The organism is Pseudomonas sp. RIT-562, assembly GCF_026241895.1.
Classification (GTDB): domain Bacteria; phylum Pseudomonadota; class Gammaproteobacteria; order Pseudomonadales; family Pseudomonadaceae; genus Aquipseudomonas; species Aquipseudomonas mandelii_F.
On record NZ_JAPJIV010000019.1, the window covers coordinates 89,597 to 106,787 of the forward strand.

A 17,191-nucleotide genomic window follows, 5' to 3' on the forward strand; every position below is an offset into this window, starting at 1 on the left:
GAATTCAGGCTAAGGTCTAACAACGGCGGGGGCCGGACCTGGGAAATGCCTGACATGCATTTCCTTCGGTGTCGTCGGAAACGCCCTTCAAGCAGCTAATCTGTTGCCGTAGGACACAGTTTGAAATAGTCACCCGGTTGAATAGCCCGTTGCAGCACCTTATATACCCCGCAGTACGCTACATCTTTAGCTTGAGGAGATTTCTACAACCATGATGCGCATCCTGCTGTTTTTGGCCACTAACCTGGCGGTCGTGCTGATTGCCAGCATCACCCTGAGCCTTTTCGGCTTCAACGGGTTCATGGCGGCCAACGGGGTTGATCTCAACCTCAATCAGCTGCTGATTTTCTGTGCGGTCTTTGGTTTCGCTGGCTCCCTGTTCTCGCTGTTCATCTCCAAGTGGATGGCGAAGATGAGCACCAGCACCCAGATCATTACCCAGCCGCGCACACGTCACGAGCAATGGCTGCTGCAAACCGTGGAGCAACTGTCCCGGGAAGCCGGGATCAAGATGCCAGAGGTCGGCATTTTCCCGGCCTATGAGGCCAACGCCTTCGCCACCGGCTGGAACAAGAACGACGCGCTGGTCGCGGTCAGCCAGGGTCTGTTGGAACGTTTCTCGCCGGACGAGGTGAAAGCGGTTCTGGCCCACGAAATCGGCCACGTTGCCAATGGCGACATGGTCACCCTGGCGCTGATCCAGGGCGTGGTGAACACCTTCGTGATGTTCTTTGCGCGAATCATCGGCAACTTCGTCGATAAAGTGATCTTCAAGAACGAAGAAGGCCAGGGCATCGCTTATTACATCGCGACTATCTTCGCCGAACTGGTGCTGGGCATCCTGGCAAGCTCGATCGTCATGTGGTTCTCGCGTAAACGCGAATTCCGTGCTGACGAAGCCGGTGCGCGCCTTGCCGGTACCAGTGCGATGATCGGCGCCTTGCAACGCCTGCGTGCAGAACAGGGACTGCCGGTACACATGCCGGACACGCTGAATGCGTTCGGCATCAACGGTGGGATCAAGCAAGGGTTTGCTCGCATGTTCATGAGCCACCCACCGCTGGAAGAGCGTATTGATGCACTGCGTCGTCGCGGCTGACAGGCTCCGCCAAAACAGAAAGGCCCGCAGAGATGCGGGCCTTTTTATTTGTCTGGATCAGTGGTGCTGATTCAGGCCATCAACTACCTGGCAGAAACCCGATACACCCGCTCCTCAAGCTGCGTCACGCCGGCCTCGGCAAACTTCCATTCCTCCCCCAGAACATCCTGGTCCTCCAGAATCTTCAACGCCCAATAATTGCCAAACAGGCGCTGTACCTCATCATCGAGCACGGCAAACGGCGGACCGTCCTTCTGCGCCTGGTCGTAATCGAGGGTAATCAGCAGCCCCAACGCTTCCTTTGGCAAAATCCGGTTCAGGTGGGCCGCGTACTCCTCGCGCATCTTCGGTGGCAGCGCAATCAGCGCAGCGCGGTCATATAGACCGGCGCAGTCAGCCACATCCCCTGCGGTTAAATCGAAGAAATCTCCACACCACAGCTCGATCGAACCGGCACGGTAGACCTTGAATGGCCCCTGTTCGCTGACATCCGGGTCGAATTGATGTTCACTGAAGAAGTCCTCGACGGCCTTTTCCGACAGTTCAATCCCCAGTACTTCGTGCCCCTGACCAGCGAGCCACAGCAGATCCAGACTTTTCCCACACAACGGCACCAACACGCGAGCGCCCTCTTCCAGGTCCAATTGGCGCCAGAACCGTTGCAGATAAGGATTCACTTCCCGCAGATGGAAGCCGATCTGATTCGACTGCCAACGCTTGTGCCAAAACTCCGGCTGCATAAATAACCCCGAAAATTCGATCAAAACACCCTAAAACTTATATTAGATTTAGATCAATGATCTGACTGAAGATGAGCCCATCTTAACTCTCAGGAGCTCTCTCATGTTCCCCAGCCTGTATATATCCCACGGCTCGCCCATGCTTGCGCTGCAACCGGGGGCGAGCGGCCCCGCCCTGGCGCGGCTTGCTGGCGAATTACCGCAACCCAAAGCCATCGTGATTGTTTCGGCGCATTGGGAAAGCACCGAACTGCTGGTCAGCGGCAACCCACAACCGGCTACCTGGCACGACTTTGGCGGTTTTCCCAAGGCGCTATTCGAGGTGCAATACCCTGCGCCCGGCGATCCGCAACTGGCGCTGGAGATTGTTGAACTGCTCAAGTCTGCCGACTTGCCCGCGCGCATCGACGCCAAAAGGCCATTTGACCACGGAGTCTGGGTACCCCTGTCGCTGATGTACCCACAGGCAGATATCCCGGTGGTGCAGGTCTCGCTGCCCACCCGTGGCGGCCCCGCGTTGCAGACCCGCGTTGGCCAGGCCCTCTCAAGCCTGCGTGAACAAGGGGTACTGTTGATCGGTTCAGGCAGCATCACCCATAACCTTGGCGAGCTTGACTGGCACGCAGGGCCAGAAAGCGTCGAGCCTTGGGCCGAGACGTTCCGTGAATGGATGATCGAGAGACTCGCCGCCAACGATGAAGTCGCGCTGCACGATTACCGCCGGCAAGCCCCGAACGCGGTGCGTAATCATCCCAGCGATGAACACCTGCTGCCGCTGTACTTCGCTCGCGGCGCCGGAGGACCATTCAGCGTCAGTCACAAAGGTTTCACCATGGGCGCCCTGGGGATGGACATCTATCGATTCGGCTGAGCAGGTCAGGTGACATCGACGCCGACATGAATGGCATCGTGTCGCCAGAACTCCAGGTCGCAGTCGATCAGCCGCTCGTGCTGGTCGTAATTGACCCGGGCAATGCGCAAGCCCGGGCTGCCCACCGACACCCGCAGCGCGGCTGACGCGTCTACCGAGAGCGCCGTCGGCACGATCTCGAAGCGCACCCTGCCGTAATGCAGGTCGTAATGCCGGGCATACAGCTCGGTGATGGACTGATTCAGATCAAAGTCGAGAATTCCGGGGAAAAACCGTGGATTGAGGTAGTGCTCGACGTACAGCACCAGCCGCTCGTCAATCCGCCGCGCCCGGCGAATCTGGATCACACTGGACAGCGCCGGCAACTGCAGCCAGGCACAGACCGCCGCTGACGCCGGCTGCAGGCGAGCGCTGATCACTTCAGTCGACGGCACCCGGCCCTGGGCGCTGACCATCGCGTGAAAATGGCTGCGTTGCATCAGGTTGTAAGCCAGGCGTGGCGGCGAAACAAACCAGCCCCGGCGCTCTTCGCGATAGATCTGCCCTTGCGCTTCCAGCTGCAACAGCGCCTCGCGCACGGTAATCCGGGTGGTACCGAACAACTCACTGAGCTTGCGCTCCGCTGGCAGTTTGCTTCCGGGTGCCAACAGTCCGTGATCGAGTTGCTCCTGCAGCACCTGCCCGATTGCTGTCACCGCTTTGGTGGTCTCGATGTGCATCAACGTTACCTATCTGGACTAGACCAGCACTATTTCGGGGCGAGACCCGCACGGTTCTCGCCTGCAACCAGCCTAGGCACTGCATGTGACTGGCGGATGACAAAAATGCCCAACGGCACTGATGGTTGCCTGCAATAACACGGCCATCTCCTTTCATATCAGCCCCTTAGCCATGGTCTACGCTTACTTCGCAGCCTGAGGTTTTCGTCTCTGGAAATACTCGCAGGCCGGCCATCGACATCAAAATGTCATCCAGGCCGCCTAAATTGGCTCAGGTATTGCTGACCTAGACCAACACAACCGCAATCGCAGCGTTGAAAACGCCCAAAAGGAGCTTCGGATGAAACAGCTTTTCCTGGCATCACTGTTAGGCTCGACCATTGCCATGTGCACCGCCGCCATGGCGGCTGATGATTTGAAAACCCTTGAGGCCGCGGCGAAAGCGGAAGGCGCGGTCAACAGCGTCGGCATGCCCGATGACTGGGCCAACTGGAAAGGCACCTGGGATGACCTCGCCAAGACCTATGGCCTGAAACACATTGACACCGACATGAGCTCCGCTCAGGAAATCGCCAAGTTCGCCGCCGAAAAAGATAACGCCAGCGCGGACATTGGCGACGTGGGGGCAGCTTTCGGCCCGATCGCGGTCAAGCAAGGCGTAGTGCAACCGTATAAGCCGACCACCTGGGACCAAATACCTGAATGGGCCAAGGACAAGGACGGTAACTGGGCGCTGGCCTACACCGGCACCATCGCATTCATCATCAACAAGAAGCTGTTGCACGGTTCCGAAGCTCCAACCAAGTGGGCGGACCTGAAGAACGGCAAATACAAGGTCTCCATTGGTGATGTCAGCACCGCGGCCCAGGCAGCCAACGGAGTACTGGCTGCTGCCCTGGCCAATGGCGGTGACGAGAAGAACATCCAGCCCGCCCTGCTGATGTTTGCCGACATCGCCAAGCAAGGGCGCCTGTCGATGGCCAACCCGACCATTGCCACCATTGAAAAGGGCGAGATCGAAGTTGGCGTGGTCTGGGATTTCAACGGCCTTAGTTACAAAGCCAAGATGGCGAACCCGGATGACTACACCGTGCTGATTCCTTCCGATGGTTCGGTCATTTCCGGCTACACCACCATCATCAACAAATACGCAAAAAACCCTAACGCCGCCAAGCTCACCCGCGAGTACATCTTCAGCGATGCCGGCCAGACCAACCTGGCGCGCGGCAACGCCCGTCCGATCCGCGCCGAACACGTGAAGCTGCCGGATGACGTCAAGGCCAAGCTGTTGCCAAACGAGCAGTACAAAGGCGTGACGCCGATCAAGGACGCGGACGCGTGGGAAAAGACCTCCAAATCGCTGCCGCAGAAGTGGCAGGAAGAAGTGATTATCAACATGCAGTAATGCTGCATCCGTAGGAGCTGCCTCAGGCTGCGATCTTTTGTTTTTTTCAAGCAACATCAAAAGATCGCTGCCTGCCACAGCTCCTACACCGTTCAGCACTGATTTTGGAGTCATCGCCCCTATGAAACACAACGTCATCCTTGTCGTGCTCGACGGCCTCAACCATGAGGTCGCACGTCACGCCATGGGGCACCTGCAGGCGTATGTCGGCGCAGGACGCGCGGCGCTCTACAAGCTGCAATGTGAACTGCCGGCCCTATCCCGTCCGCTTTACGAATGCATCCTCACCGGCGTCGCGCCGATCGACAGCGGCATCGTCCATAACAATGTCTCGCGCCTGTCCAACCAGCGCAGCATCTATCACTACGCCCGCGATGCCGGTCTGAAGACTGCCGCCGCGGCTTATCACTGGGTTAGCGAGCTGTACAACCGATCACCGTTCGTGGCCGCCCGGGACCGGCATACCGACGATCCTGCCCTGCCTATCCAGCACGCGCACTTCTACTGGAATGATCACTACCCCGATTCGCACCTGTTCGCCGACGCCGAACACCTGCGCCTGCAGCACTCGCCGAATTTCCTTCTGGTCCACCCGATGAACATCGACGACGCCGGACACAAGCATGGCTTGGACTCCTCGCAATATCGCAACAGTGCGCGTTCCGCTGACATCATCCTCGCCGATTACCTGCAAGGCTGGCTCGACGCCGGGTACCAGGTGCTGGTGACCGCCGACCACGGCATGAACAATGATCGGTCGCACAACGGCCTGCTGGCCGAAGAACGCGAAGTGCCGCTGTTCGTACTCGGCGATGCCTTCAGTCTCAACGCCAATGCTGCGCCGCAGCAGCTTGAGATCTGCGGCACGGTCTGCGAACTCCTGGGCGTGGCCCACGACAAACCTGTGTGCCGGGAGCTCCTCAAGTGACCACCATGACTCGCGGCAAATGGTTGGCGGCCCTGTGCCTGGTGCCTTTTGCACTGTTCTTTATCGTGTTTCAGATTGCCCCGCTGCTGTGGGTCATGATCAATAGCCTGGAGTCGCAGGAGTATGGCTGGGGCCTGGCCAACTTCACGAAAATCTTCAACTCGAAGTTTTATCTGCAGGCGATCCAGTACAGCCTGGAGATCAGTTTCTGGTCGAGCGTATTCGGCATCATCATCGCGGTGCTTGGCGCCTACTCGCTGCGCCGGGTCGATTCCAGGCTACGCAACTTCGTCAATGCGTTCGCCAACATGACCAGCAACTTTTCCGGCGTCCCCCTGGCGTTTGCATTCATCATCCTGCTGGGCTTCAACGGCAGCTTCACCATCATGCTCAAACAGGCCGGGATCATTCAGGATTTCAACCTGTACTCGAAAACCGGGCTGATCATTCTCTACACCTATTTCCAGATTCCTCTCGGCGTGCTGTTGCTGTACCCGGCATTCGATGCATTGCGTGAAGACTGGCGCGAGTCCGCCGCACTACTCGGTGCCAACGGCTGGCAGTTCTGGCGCCACATCGGCCTGCCGGTGCTGACGCCTGCGCTGCTGGGCACTTTCGTGATCCTGCTGGCCAACGCACTCGGCGCCTACGCCACGGTGTTCGCCCTGACTACCGGCAACTTCAACGTGCTGCCGATTCGAATCGCCGCCATGGTTTCCGGCGACATTTCCCTCGACCCGAACCTCGCCAGCGCCCTGGCCGTGGTGCTCGTGGCGTTGATGACCCTGGTGACCATCGTGCATCAGCTGCTGTTGAAGAGGAGCTACCATGTCTCGCGCTGAACTGGGTCCGGCCGGCATTTACCACCGGGTCGTGGTGTACCTGCTGTTTGCGATGCTATTGCTGCCGCTGGCCGGCACCCTGATCTATTCAATCGCCAGCAGCTGGTCGGCGACCATCCTGCCCAGCGGCTTCACGTTCAAGTGGTATGTGCAATTGTGGAGTGATCCGCGCTTCCTCCACGCATTTGGCCAGTCGCTGCTGGTGTGCGTCGGCGCGCTGATTCTGGCGGTAGTGCTGATCCTGCCGCTGCTGTTCGTGGTGCATTACCACTTCCCAAAACTCGACGTGCTGATGAATATCCTGATCCTGCTGCCCTTCGCGGTGCCGCCGGTGGTGTCGTCGGTGGGACTGTTGCAGCTTTATGGCTCAGGTCCGTTCGCGATGGTGGGTACTCCGTGGATTCTGATCGGCTGCTACTTCACTGTGGCACTGCCCTTCATGTACCGGGCGATCACCAATAACCTGCAAGCGATCAACCTGCGCGACCTGATGGACGCCGCCCAGTTGCTCGGCGCCAGCACCTGGCAGGCCGCCTTCCTGGTGGTGCTGCCGAACCTGCGCAAAGGCCTGATGGTGGCACTGCTGCTGTCGTTCTCGTTCCTGTTCGGTGAATTCGTGTTCGCCAACATTCTGGTCGGCACCCGCTACGAAACCCTGCAGGTCTATCTCAACAACATGCGTAATAGCAGCGGCCACTTCACCAGTGCGCTGGTAATTTCCTACTTCTTTTTTGTGCTGGTTCTGACTTGGGTGGCCACTATCTTGAACAAGGACAAAAGCGAATGAGCTACGTCAGCGTCCAACATCTGGAGAAAAATTACGCGGGCACCACGGTGTTCAGCGACATCAACTGTGAAATTCGCAAAGGCGAGTTCGTCACCCTGCTCGGCCCTTCCGGCTGCGGCAAGTCCACCCTGTTGCGCTGCATCGCCGGGCTGACCCCGGTCGACGGCGGGAAAATTTTGCTGGACGGTGTCGACCTGGTGCCTGTGAGCCCGCAGAAACGCGGGATCGGCATGGTCTTCCAGAGCTACGCATTGTTCCCGAACATGACCGTAGAGCAGAACGTGGCATTCGGTCTGCGCATGCAGAAAGTCAATGCCGACGACAGCCACAAACGAGTCGCCGAAGTACTGGGGCTGGTGGAGTTGAACGATTTCGCCAGTCGCTATCCGCACCAACTGTCTGGCGGCCAATGCCAGCGCGTTGCCCTGGCCCGCTCCCTGGTAACTCGCCCACGCTTGTTGCTGCTGGATGAACCGCTGTCGGCGCTGGATGCGCGAATTCGCAAGCATTTGCGCGAACAAATCCGGCAGATCCAGCGTGAACTGGGCCTGACCACGATCTTTGTTACACACGATCAGGAAGAGGCCCTGACCATGTCTGACAGAATTTTCCTGATGAATCAGGGAAAGATCGTACAGAGCGGCGATGCAGAAACTTTGTACACCGCGCCTGTCGACGTGTTTGCCGCAGGCTTCATCGGCAACTACAACCTGCTGGATGCGCACAGTGCATCAAAATTGTTGCAAAGACCGGTGAGCGGACGCATCGCCATTCGTCCGGAAGCCATCGAGCTCAGCCTCAACGGAGAGCTGGATGCCCAGGTGCGCAGCCACAGCCTGCTGGGCAATGTGATTCGCTACCGAATCGAAGCCCGGGGCGTGGAATTGGTAGTGGATGTGCTGAACCGCTCCGCCGCCGATCTGCACCCTGATGGTCAGCGCCTGGCGCTTTCCATCGATCCGACTGCCCTGTGTGAGGTAGCCTGATGACCTTGCTGATGTTGAAGAGAGAAACGTACTGATGGCCCTGGCAATTTTTGATCTGGACGAAACCTTGATTCACGGCGACTGCGCCACCCTCTGGAGCGAACAGATGGGGCGGTTGGGGTGGGTCGATCCCGAATCGTTCATGCGGCAGAACAACGAGCTGATGGACGCCTACAGCCACGGCAAGCTGCGGATGGAGGATTACATGACCTTCAGCCTGGAACCCATGATCGGCCGCACCCCGGAAGAGATCGATCATCTGGTGGGGCCATGGGTGGAGGACTATATCGAGCCGATCATCTTCAGCGATGCCACCAAAACCATCGCTGCCCACCGCAAGGCAGGCGACCGGATCCTGGTGATCTCCGCCTCGGGCACTCACCTGGTCAGGCCGATTGCCGACCGCCTGGGCATCGATGAGATTCTCGGGATCGAACTGGAAGTGGCGCACGGTGTGTACAGCGGCAACACCGTCGGCACCCTGACCTACCGCGAAGGCAAGATTACCCGGCTGCTGGAATGGCTGGATGCCGAAGAGGAGAACCTGGAGGGTGCGAGTTTCTACTCGGACTCACGCAACGATTTGCCGCTGTTATTAAAGGTAGATTTCCCACACGTGGTGAACCCGGATCCGGTGTTGCTTGAGCATGCCGAAAAAGCCGGCTGGCCGATCCATCTCTGGAAATAACCCACTCCCTGTAGGAGCGAGCCTGTGGGAGCAAGGCTTGCCCGCGATGAACGATAACGCGGTCCAGCCCGTGAATCACAGCGCTTCCATCGCGGGCAAGCCTTGCTCCCACAAAGTCAGTCTTCTCCAACAGGATCTGGGTTGTCAGGTAAGGGTTTCGTCAATTATCAGGACTAACTTCCCGGCAACCTGATTGCTAGCCAGCTCGGCAAACGCCGCTTCCGCATCTCCAATCGCATAAGTCTTCGCCAACTGCGGACTCAACCGCCCCTGCGGACTCAACCGCCCCTCCGCAAACAGCGGCCACACGTGCTGATTCAAGTCGCTGAACAGGTCGGCCTTGAACTGGTCATCCCTGGCGCGCAAGGTCGAACCCAGCAGTTGCAAGCGCTTGGCCAGCACCTGGGCCAGGTCCAGCTTCGCCTCACGGCCGCCCATCAATCCGATCAGGACCCATCGGCCATCACTGGCCAGCAGCTTGAGATTGAGCGCTGAATAATTGCCCCCGACAGGATCGAGGATGACATTGAATGGCCCGAGGTCATTCAAGCTGTCCAGATCACTGCCGCGGATTACGCCACCCTGGGCGCCCAACGCCTCGCAGTAGGCCAGACGCTCCGAAGAGCCGACGCTGACCCAGCACGGGTTGCCAAATGCCTTGCACAGCTGAATGGCGGCTGAACCGATTCCACTTGCTCCGGCGTGCAGCAGAACTTTCTCACCGGGTTTGAGCCCTGCAAGTTGAAACAGATTCAACCAAACGGTGGCATAGACCTCAGGAAGCGCTGCGGCTTCAGCCAAAGACAGGCCTTGCGGAACTGGCAACACATGCCGCCCGTCGACAACCACCTCTTCGGCCATCCCGCCCCCGGCCAGCAAGGCGCAGACTCGATCACCCACCTGCCACGAAGAGCCCGCGCCCACCTCGCTGATGATCCCCGAACACTCTAGACCCAGCACATGGCTGGCTCCCGGCGGAGGCGGATAAAGCCCGGCTTTTTGCAATAAATCCGCTCGATTCAGTCCCGCAGCCGACACACGGATGCGAACTTGTCCTACATCACAGGTAGGACTGGGCACTTGCGCCCATACCACTTGACCTTCCACGCCTTGCAATGCTTTCACAGTGCCTCCATAGTGAGTCTGGACTGAGCCCGTAGCTGTAGCGTCGGGCTTTCTTGCATTATGCGACCGGCCCTCGTGGAACCGGCGACTTCAAAGACGGCCTAATATGCGTGATCAATTGTCCCCGCGTCGAATCAGCATGAAGCATTTTTTCCCCAGCACCGCCCTAGCTCTAGTCATTGGTATCGGCCTGCTGCCGATGTCGACCAATTCGTTTGCAGCCAATAGCTGGGACAAGCTTCAGCCTGATCGTGACGAAGTGATCGCGAGCCTGAACGTCGTCGAGTTGCTCAAGCGCCATCACTACAGCAAGCCGCCGCTCGACGACGCGCGCTCGGTGATCATCTACGACAGCTACCTGAAGCTGCTGGATCCGTCGCGCAGCTATTTCATGGCAAGCGACATCAACGAATTCAACAAGTGGAAGACCCAGTTCGACGACTTCCTGAAAAGCGGCGATCTCAACGCCGGGTTCACCATCTACAAGCGCTATCTGGACCGCGTCAAGGCGCGCCTGGACTTCGCCCTTGCCGAGCTGAACAAGGGCGTCGACAAAATCGACTTCACGACCAAGGAAACCTTGCTGATCGACCGCAAGGACGCTCCATGGCTCAAGTCCACCGCCGAGCTTGACGACCTGTGGCGCAAACGCGTCAAGGACGAAGTGCTGCGCCAGAAGATCGCGGGCAAGGACTCCAAGCAGATCCAGGAAACCTTGACCAAGCGCTACAAGAATCAACTGGCGCGTCTGGACCAGACCCGCGCGGAAGATATCTTCCAGGCGTACATCAACACCTTTGCCATGTCCTACGACCCGCACACCAATTATCTGTCGCCGGATAACGCGGAGAACTTCGACATCAACATGAGCCTGTCCCTCGAAGGCATCGGCGCCGTGTTGCAGAGCGACAACGATCAGGTGAAAGTCGTGCGCCTGGTGCCTGCGGGCCCGGCCGACAAGACCAAGCAGGTCGCGCCGGCGGACAAGATCATCGGCGTTGCCCAAGGTAACAAAGAGATGGTCGACGTGGTCGGCTGGCGCCTGGACGAAGTGGTCAAGCTGATCCGCGGCCCGAAGGGCACCGTGGTGCGCCTGGAAGTGATTCCGGCCAGCAATGCGCCAAACGACCAGACCAGCAAGATCGTGCCGATCACCCGTGAAGCGGTGAAGCTTGAAGACCAGGCGGTGAAGAAGTCGGTCCTCAACCTCAAGCAGGATGGCAAGGATTACAAGCTGGGCGTCATCGAGATTCCAGCGTTCTACCTGGACTTCAAGGCCTTCCGCGCTGGTGATCCGGACTACAAGAGCACCACTCGCGACGTCAAGAAACTGCTGACCGAGTTGCAGAAAGAAAAAGTCGATGGCGTGGTCATCGACTTGCGCAACAACGGCGGCGGCTCCCTGCAGGAAGCCACCGAGCTGACCAGCCTGTTCATCGACAAAGGTCCGACCGTGCTGGTGCGTAATGCCGACGGCCGCGTCGACGTCCTTGAAGACGAGAACCCTGGCGCGTTCTACAAGGGCCCGATGGCATTGCTGGTCAACCGCTTGTCGGCCTCGGCTTCGGAGATTTTCGCCGGCGCCATGCAGGACTATCACCGCGCACTGATCATCGGCGGCCAGACCTTCGGCAAAGGCACCGTGCAAACTATCCAGCCGCTGAACCATGGCGAACTGAAGCTGACCCTGGCCAAGTTCTACCGGGTATCCGGCCAGAGCACCCAGCATCAGGGCGTCCTGCCGGACATCGACTACCCGTCGATCATCGACACCAAGGAAATCGGCGAGAGCGCACTGCCGGAAGCCATGCCGTGGGACACCATCAAGGCCGCCATCAAGCCGGCAGCCGATCCGTTCAAACCGTACCTGGCGCAGCTCAAATCCGAGCATGACCTGCGTACCGGCAAGGACGCGGAGTTCGTGTTCATCCGTGACAAGCTGGCACTGGCGCAGAAGTTGATGGAAGAAAAAACCGTCAGCCTCAATGAAGCCGAGCGTCGCGCTCAACACGCCGATATCGAAAACAAACAGCTGGTCATGGAAAACATCCGGCGCAAGGCCAAGGGCGAAGAACCGCTCAAAGAGCTGAAGAAAGAAGACGAGGACGCCATCGCGGCGGAGCCGGACAAGACCAAGCCGGAAGACGACGCTTATCTGAGCGAGACGGGTCGTATTCTGCTGGACTACCTCAAGCTCAATACCGCAGTGGCCAAGCACTAAGAGGATGGCAATACCGGATGATGCTCTGCGGAGCGTCATCAAATAGTCATCATTCTGTCGTGAAATACGGGACCGGACGCGCGCTTGACCAAGCGCTCGTCCGGTCCTTTTTTTTCGCCAGAGATTGCCATGACCACGACCGAACAGCTGAGCGCACTGGGTTCAATACTGACTCAGGGTGGATTGCACAGCCTGTTCCAGCCGATTGTCTGCTTATCGGAAAAACGCGTGATCGGCTATGAAGCCCTCACTCGCGGCCCATCCAACAGCCCTCTGCACTCCCCCCTTGCACTGTTCGCCGTGGCCCGCCAGGCAGGTCGCCTGAGCGAGCTGGAGATCGCCTGTCGCGAGAGTGCCTGCCGCCGCTTCAACAAGCAGCAACTGCCCGGCAAGCTGTTCCTGAACGTCTCACCGGAATCCCTGCTCGAAGCTGCGCATCAACCTGGGCGCACACTGCAGCTGCTGCAGGATTTCGCAATTCTGCCCAGCCAGGTGGTAATCGAGCTCACCGAACAGACCCCGACTGACGACTTCCAGCTGTTGCAAACTGCTTTGCATCACTACCGGGCCATGGGGTTTTCCATTGCCCTGGATGACCTGGGCGCAGGGTATTCCAGCTTGCGGCTGTGGTCGGAGCTGCGCCCGGACTATGTGAAGATCGACCGACACTTCATCGACGGCATTCATCAGGACGCGCTCAAACGGGAATTCGTCGGCTCGATCCTGCAAATCGCCAAAGCTTCTCGTGCGCAGGTGATCGCCGAAGGCATCGAGCTGGTGGAAGAACTGGCAGTGCTGACGGAGATGGGTGTCGACCTGGTCCAGGGTTATCTGCTGTGCCGTCCCCAGGAGCAACCGCCGCGGGATGCACGCACTATGCTGCCCAAGCACGAGAGCAACACCGTGGCGCTGCACGACGAAGGCTGCGACCTCAGCGCCCTGCTCAACGAACAACCGGCCGTGGCTCGCGACACGCCGACAGCCACGGTACTGGAAGCCTTTCGCCGCCAGGCCAACCTGAATTCGCTGGCAGTACTGGACGCTCAGGGCCGCCCGTGTGGCATCGTGCACAGGCATTCTCTCTCGGACGCACTGCTCAAACCCTTCGCCACCGACCTGTTCGCCCGCAAGCCGATCAGCCGGTTGATGAGCGATGACTTTCTTGCCGTGGAGATGAGCCAATCGCTGCAGCAAGTCAGCCGTCTGATCACCAGTCGGGCGCGACAGCGCATCGAGGAGGATTTCATCATCACCCTCAATGGCGGCTATCTGGGGCTGGGCCGGGTGATCGACGTGCTCAAGCTGATCACCGAACTGAAGATCCAGCAGGCCCGATACGCCAACCCGCTGACTTTGCTGCCCGGCAACGTGCCGATTCAGCAGTGCCTCACGCGTGTGCTCCAGGAGCAACGCGAATCAGTGATCTGTTACGTGGACATCGACAGCTTCAAGCCTTTCAACGACATCTACGGCTATGGTCGTGGGGATGAAGTGCTGCTGTGCCTGGCGCAATGCCTGAATGATCGGGTGGACCCATCCCGCGACTTTGTCGGGCACATCGGCGGCGACGACTTTTTGCTGGTACTCGGGCCGGAAGACTGGCGCAAACGTTTGAACCAACTGCTGGATGACTTCCAGAGTCAGTGCCGGCGTTTCTACCGCAGCGAGCACTTGGAGGCCGGCTGCTTTATCGCCCCGAATCGCCAGGGTGTGCGCCAGGAGTTTGCATTGCTGTCATTGTCGATTGGCGTGGTGCACCTGCATCCACAGGCCTGCAGCCAACTCGATGCGAGCCAATTGGCGGAGATGGCTTCCCAGGCCAAGCATCAGGCGAAGAATGTGCCGGGGTATAGCGTGTATTTGATTGATAGTTTGGTGGCGGTCAGGCCGGAGAGTGAACGGCTCGTAGGCCAGCGGTGATTGCATTGGCGCTATCGCGAGCAGGCTCACTCCTACATCGCAACTTCCACAGCCGACTCAGAACCCTGTAGGAGTGAGCCTGCTCGCGATGGCGTCGGCGAAGTCACCTCAGACTGAAGGAGGCGCTTCGAAACCGCGAGACGCCAGCTCTTGCAGCTTGATCTCGGCCAACGGATGCCCCGCCTTCGCCGCAATCCCCCAGAACCGCGCCGCTTCGACCGGATCCGGCGCCTTGCTCGCTGTCCCCGCCAGGCTGAACACGCCTACCTGGTAAGCCGCCTTGGCATCCCCCGCCAACGCCGCCAGACGCAGCAATCGCACGCCTTCCTCTCGAGCACCCAGGCCGACTCCACGAAAGGCCAGAATGTGCCCGTAAAAGCTTTGCGCGCCGACATCACCCAGGTTGGCCATGCGGGCAAACTGGCCTTCGAGCCAACTCCACCCGCGGGGCTGGCGAACCAGCCACGGCCAGTGAAACAGCCGGCGGGCCAGCCAGTAACTGGCCCGGGCCTTGAGTTTGAGGAACATTCAGGCCTCTGCCGATTCGGGGTATTCGTACTCAAACACCCGAACCACTTCCGAAGCGTGCCAGGACGCTGCCGCCACCCCATCCGAGGGCCCGGAGAAACGCCCCAGGCGCTCAACGCATTCAAAAAAACCAGTGCGTGGCAGGCGGCTGGCACCCTGGCTGATCACCAAGGAACTGCGCAATGGTTGCTCCGCCTTGGCGTCCAGCGCAGCCAGGTGCTCAAGTGCAGCAGTCAAGGTCTGCATTGCCGGGGTCGGCAGCTGCAAACGCTCCAGCAATGCGCGATAAGTCAGCAGGTGCCGCTGTCGTCGCGCCTGATCCAGTTCACCAAGCAACCCATCCCAATGTTGACGACTGATGCGTACGCTCACGATTCGTCCCTCCACCCTGGCACCGTCAATTCCCAGGCCAGGCTGCGGCGAATCGCAGCGTCGGGTTGACGCTCGCCACTTTCAATCAGGGCCAGATAAGACGGGCTGATGCCTACCGTGCGGGCGAGCGCCTCGATGGCGATGCCCTTGCCTTCGCGCAAACTGCGTAGTTGATCCAGACCTGGAAGAATCTGGTCTGGTGTTGCCGCAGGAGGTTGTGGTGCGACCCGCGGCGAGGGTTGATCGATGCCTGCTGCTTTCAGTAGAGCCTGGTACTGAGCCCACGGCAAAACCGCATATTCGGGCTCGCCTTCGCGTGTGATTATCTGAATATCCATGACTTCCCCGTAGGACAACGACACTTTGCGAGTCGGCACTTTTCCCTTGAAGTGTAATCCTAACAGCGACCGTGGTCGCGGACCAAGGTCACGAGGTGCATGAATATAGGGGTTATCGTCTATTGGATCAGGGTTTTTTCGGCTTTTGCAGCTGAAGTTGCTCCGGCGTGTCAGGCAGCCGCTCAACCACCGCGAGCTTCTCTGGCAACTGGCGCTTGCGCCACGCACGAAATGCCGACAGCTCGTCGTCCAGCACTTTCATCAACCAGGCCAGCACCGCGATGTCGTCGAGCATGCCGAACATGGGGATGAAGTCCGGGATCGCATCTACCGGGCTCAGGAAATACATCAGGCCGGCCACCACCGAAATCAGCGCTTTGGGGCTGATGGCCCGGTACTCTCCACGCCAATAGGCCAGGCACAATGCCTGCAGCAGGCGCAGGTCGTCCTTGAGCTTACCCAGACGGTTGCCCTGGCTGGCACCTTTGCTGGCGACGGCGAACAACAGGGTGGGCAATCGACCGCGGGCAAGCAGTCGACCGGCCAATGGCAGGAAACGGGCAAAATTCCAGGGTGCTTTCATATTTCCTCCCGCTGAAATGTTATCCACACAAATTGTGGATAACCTTGTGAACAGAGCTGCATTTTGCCGCTGAAGCCCCCGTTTCATAAGGGCTGAGCTCAGATCGGGCGTTTTTTACTCACATAAAAAAACCCAACATTTCATTGACTTGGCGCCTCGGCGCGGCTAGCGCAAGCGTCTTCAAAGGCTATGACTGCAACCTGCCCCTTCGGTTCGTTTTGTTTGGCCGCGGCAAATCCCGAATGCAACAACGCCCCGCATGAGCGAGGCGTTGATTTACAGCAGACGCAAGTTACTTGGCTGCGTCGTCCTGTTTTGCCGGATCCTTGATCGCCAGCAGTTCCAGGTCGAATACCAGCACCGAGTTGGCCGGAATTGCCGGGCTTGGGCTTTGCGCGCCGTAAGCCAGTTCGCTTGGAATGTAGAGCTTGTACTTCTCGCCAACGTGCATCAGTTGCAGGCCTTCGACCCAACCCGGGATCACGCCGCTAACTGGCAGATCGATCGGGCTGCCACGCTCGACGGAGCTGTCGAATACGGTGCCGTTAGTCAGGGTACCGGTGTAGTGAACAGTCACTACGTCGGTTGGCTTAGGCTGGGCACCGTCGGCTTTCTTGACGACTTCGTACTGCAGGCCAGAAGCAGTGGTGGTGACACCCGCTTTCTTGGCATTGTCTTCGAGGAATTTCTTGCCAGCGGACGCCGACTCTTCGCTCATTTTGGCCATGCGCTCTTCAGCACGCTTCTGCAGCGCAGCGAAGGCTTCGACCAGCTCTTCATCCTTCAGCTTCTGTTCTTTCTTGCCAACGGCATCTTCGATGCCCTGGGCAACGGCTTTGGAGTCCAGATCATCCATGCCTTCCTGAGCCAGGCTCTTGCCCATGTTCAGGCCAATCCCGTAGGAAGCTTTTTGCGCCGGGGTTTTCAGCTCTACGCTGGTCTGCGAATCACAACCCGCAAGTACCAGGCTAACCAGGGCCACCGCCGCCGCCAACCGATGCTGTTTCATGCTATTTCCTTGTTCATGCGCCTAAAGGGC

18 protein-coding genes are annotated in these 17,191 nt (G+C 58.9%); 10 read left to right on the forward strand and 8 right to left on the reverse strand.

Translation table 11 applies throughout. The features are described 5' to 3' along the window. The first annotated feature begins 211 nt into the window (after positions 1 to 211). The gene (gene htpX, locus ORL50_RS21235) at positions 212 to 1,099 is read left to right on the forward strand and encodes a protease HtpX (protein ID WP_045058082.1); all 888 of its coding nucleotides are present in this window, start codon (positions 212 to 214) and stop codon (positions 1,097 to 1,099) included. Positions 1,100 to 1,182: 83 nt separating this feature from the next. Here the strand turns inward: htpX and ORL50_RS21240 are convergent, their stop codons facing one another. Next, a complete protein-coding gene (locus ORL50_RS21240) occupies positions 1,183 to 1,839 on the reverse strand; it encodes a thiopurine S-methyltransferase (RefSeq protein ID WP_266017791.1) in 657 nt (218 codons plus the stop codon). A gap of 103 nt (positions 1,840 to 1,942) precedes the next feature. Between ORL50_RS21240 and ORL50_RS21245 the strand changes: the two genes are divergently transcribed. Beyond that, complete coding sequence (locus ORL50_RS21245) at positions 1,943 to 2,710, forward strand: DODA-type extradiol aromatic ring-opening family dioxygenase (RefSeq protein WP_266017793.1); 768 nt, start codon at positions 1,943 to 1,945, stop codon at positions 2,708 to 2,710. Positions 2,711 to 2,715: 5 nt separating this feature from the next. Here the strand turns inward: ORL50_RS21245 and ORL50_RS21250 are convergent, their stop codons facing one another. Further along, a complete protein-coding gene (locus tag ORL50_RS21250; protein ID WP_266017795.1) occupies positions 2,716 to 3,429 on the reverse strand; it encodes a UTRA domain-containing protein in 714 nt (237 codons plus the stop codon). A 340-nt stretch (positions 3,430 to 3,769) separates the two neighbouring features. Between ORL50_RS21250 and ORL50_RS21255 the strand changes: the two genes are divergently transcribed. From ORL50_RS21255 to ORL50_RS21280, 6 genes are all read left to right on the forward strand, one after another. Then, the gene (locus ORL50_RS21255; protein ID WP_266017797.1) at positions 3,770 to 4,834 is read left to right on the forward strand and encodes an ABC transporter substrate-binding protein; all 1,065 of its coding nucleotides are present in this window, start codon (positions 3,770 to 3,772) and stop codon (positions 4,832 to 4,834) included. Between the two features lie 121 nt (positions 4,835 to 4,955). Next, positions 4,956 to 5,762 (forward strand): alkaline phosphatase family protein, encoded by an 807-nt coding sequence (locus tag ORL50_RS21260; RefSeq protein ID WP_266017799.1) that lies wholly within the window; start codon positions 4,956 to 4,958, stop codon positions 5,760 to 5,762. Between the two features lie 5 nt (positions 5,763 to 5,767). Beyond that, a complete protein-coding gene (locus ORL50_RS21265) occupies positions 5,768 to 6,604 on the forward strand; it encodes an ABC transporter permease (protein ID WP_266017848.1) in 837 nt (278 codons plus the stop codon). Beyond that, on the forward strand, positions 6,591 to 7,391 hold the full coding sequence (locus ORL50_RS21270) for an ABC transporter permease (RefSeq protein WP_266017801.1): 801 nt from the start codon (positions 6,591 to 6,593) through the stop codon (positions 7,389 to 7,391). Before ORL50_RS21265 ends, ORL50_RS21270 begins: the two co-directional genes overlap by 14 nt. Continuing rightward, the gene (locus ORL50_RS21275; RefSeq protein ID WP_266017803.1) at positions 7,388 to 8,377 is read left to right on the forward strand and encodes an ABC transporter ATP-binding protein; all 990 of its coding nucleotides are present in this window, start codon (positions 7,388 to 7,390) and stop codon (positions 8,375 to 8,377) included. The genes ORL50_RS21270 and ORL50_RS21275 overlap by 4 nt, the downstream gene beginning before the upstream one ends. Before the next feature lie 34 nt (positions 8,378 to 8,411). Beyond that, a complete protein-coding gene (locus tag ORL50_RS21280; protein ID WP_266017804.1) occupies positions 8,412 to 9,065 on the forward strand; it encodes an HAD family hydrolase in 654 nt (217 codons plus the stop codon). A 144-nt stretch (positions 9,066 to 9,209) separates the two neighbouring features. Here ORL50_RS21280 and ORL50_RS21285 read toward each other — a convergent pair whose 3' ends face one another. Continuing rightward, on the reverse strand, positions 9,210 to 10,190 hold the full coding sequence (locus ORL50_RS21285; RefSeq protein WP_266017805.1) for a zinc-binding dehydrogenase: 981 nt from the start codon (positions 10,188 to 10,190) through the stop codon (positions 9,210 to 9,212). A 139-nt stretch (positions 10,191 to 10,329) separates the two neighbouring features. Here ORL50_RS21285 and ORL50_RS21290 point away from each other — a divergent pair, with 139 nt between their 5' ends. After that, positions 10,330 to 12,411, forward strand: coding sequence for a carboxy terminal-processing peptidase (locus ORL50_RS21290; RefSeq protein WP_266017850.1), 2,082 nt, complete (start codon positions 10,330 to 10,332; stop codon positions 12,409 to 12,411). A 129-nt stretch (positions 12,412 to 12,540) separates the two neighbouring features. Beyond that, a complete protein-coding gene (locus ORL50_RS21295) occupies positions 12,541 to 14,331 on the forward strand; it encodes a bifunctional diguanylate cyclase/phosphodiesterase (RefSeq protein WP_266017807.1) in 1,791 nt (596 codons plus the stop codon). A gap of 108 nt (positions 14,332 to 14,439) precedes the next feature. On the opposite strand, the gene ORL50_RS21300 is transcribed toward ORL50_RS21295, so the two are convergent. The 5 genes from ORL50_RS21300 to bamJ all read right to left on the reverse strand — a co-directional run bounded on the left by ORL50_RS21300 (position 14,440) and on the right by bamJ (position 17,161). After that, entirely contained in the window at positions 14,440 to 14,859 is a 420-nt protein-coding gene (locus ORL50_RS21300; RefSeq protein WP_266017808.1) for a sel1 repeat family protein, read from the reverse strand. Further along, the gene (locus ORL50_RS21305) at positions 14,860 to 15,231 is read right to left on the reverse strand and encodes a hypothetical protein (RefSeq protein WP_003223109.1); all 372 of its coding nucleotides are present in this window, start codon (positions 15,229 to 15,231) and stop codon (positions 14,860 to 14,862) included. Then, positions 15,228 to 15,569: a helix-turn-helix domain-containing protein gene (locus ORL50_RS21310; protein ID WP_266017815.1), complete on the reverse strand. Its 342-nt coding sequence runs from the start codon at positions 15,567 to 15,569 to the stop codon at positions 15,228 to 15,230. Before ORL50_RS21310 ends, ORL50_RS21305 begins: the two co-directional genes overlap by 4 nt. A gap of 127 nt (positions 15,570 to 15,696) precedes the next feature. Then, the gene (locus ORL50_RS21315; protein WP_266017816.1) at positions 15,697 to 16,152 is read right to left on the reverse strand and encodes a YkvA family protein; all 456 of its coding nucleotides are present in this window, start codon (positions 16,150 to 16,152) and stop codon (positions 15,697 to 15,699) included. A gap of 292 nt (positions 16,153 to 16,444) precedes the next feature. Beyond that, entirely contained in the window at positions 16,445 to 17,161 is a 717-nt protein-coding gene (gene bamJ, locus ORL50_RS21320) for a BamJ family beta-barrel-assembly machinery protein (protein ID WP_266017817.1), read from the reverse strand. Positions 17,162 to 17,191 lie beyond the last annotated feature (30 nt).

Bases quoted from the DNA above. Each gene is read 5' to 3' on its own strand.
- htpX (WP_045058082.1), top strand. From the start codon at position 212: ATGATGCGCATCCTGCTGTTTTTGGCCACTAACCTGGCGGTCGTGCTG.
- ORL50_RS21240 (WP_266017791.1), bottom strand. From the start codon at position 1,839: ATGCAGCCGGAGTTTTGGCACAAGCGTTGGCAGTCGAATCAGATCGGC.
- ORL50_RS21245 (WP_266017793.1), top strand. From the start codon at position 1,943: ATGTTCCCCAGCCTGTATATATCCCACGGCTCGCCCATGCTTGCGCTG.
- ORL50_RS21250 (WP_266017795.1), bottom strand. From the start codon at position 3,429: ATGCACATCGAGACCACCAAAGCGGTGACAGCAATCGGGCAGGTGCTG.
- ORL50_RS21255 (WP_266017797.1), top strand. From the start codon at position 3,770: ATGAAACAGCTTTTCCTGGCATCACTGTTAGGCTCGACCATTGCCATG.
- ORL50_RS21260 (WP_266017799.1), top strand. From the start codon at position 4,956: ATGAAACACAACGTCATCCTTGTCGTGCTCGACGGCCTCAACCATGAG.
- ORL50_RS21265 (WP_266017848.1), top strand. From the start codon at position 5,768: ATGACTCGCGGCAAATGGTTGGCGGCCCTGTGCCTGGTGCCTTTTGCA.
- ORL50_RS21270 (WP_266017801.1), top strand. From the start codon at position 6,591: ATGTCTCGCGCTGAACTGGGTCCGGCCGGCATTTACCACCGGGTCGTG.
- ORL50_RS21275 (WP_266017803.1), top strand. From the start codon at position 7,388: ATGAGCTACGTCAGCGTCCAACATCTGGAGAAAAATTACGCGGGCACC.
- ORL50_RS21280 (WP_266017804.1), top strand. From the start codon at position 8,412: ATGGCCCTGGCAATTTTTGATCTGGACGAAACCTTGATTCACGGCGAC.
- ORL50_RS21290 (WP_266017850.1), top strand. From the start codon at position 10,330: ATGAAGCATTTTTTCCCCAGCACCGCCCTAGCTCTAGTCATTGGTATC.
- ORL50_RS21295 (WP_266017807.1), top strand. From the start codon at position 12,541: ATGACCACGACCGAACAGCTGAGCGCACTGGGTTCAATACTGACTCAG.
- ORL50_RS21300 (WP_266017808.1), bottom strand. From the start codon at position 14,859: ATGTTCCTCAAACTCAAGGCCCGGGCCAGTTACTGGCTGGCCCGCCGG.
- ORL50_RS21310 (WP_266017815.1), bottom strand. From the start codon at position 15,569: ATGGATATTCAGATAATCACACGCGAAGGCGAGCCCGAATATGCGGTT.
- ORL50_RS21315 (WP_266017816.1), bottom strand. From the start codon at position 16,152: ATGAAAGCACCCTGGAATTTTGCCCGTTTCCTGCCATTGGCCGGTCGA.
- bamJ (WP_266017817.1), bottom strand. From the start codon at position 17,161: ATGAAACAGCATCGGTTGGCGGCGGCGGTGGCCCTGGTTAGCCTGGTA.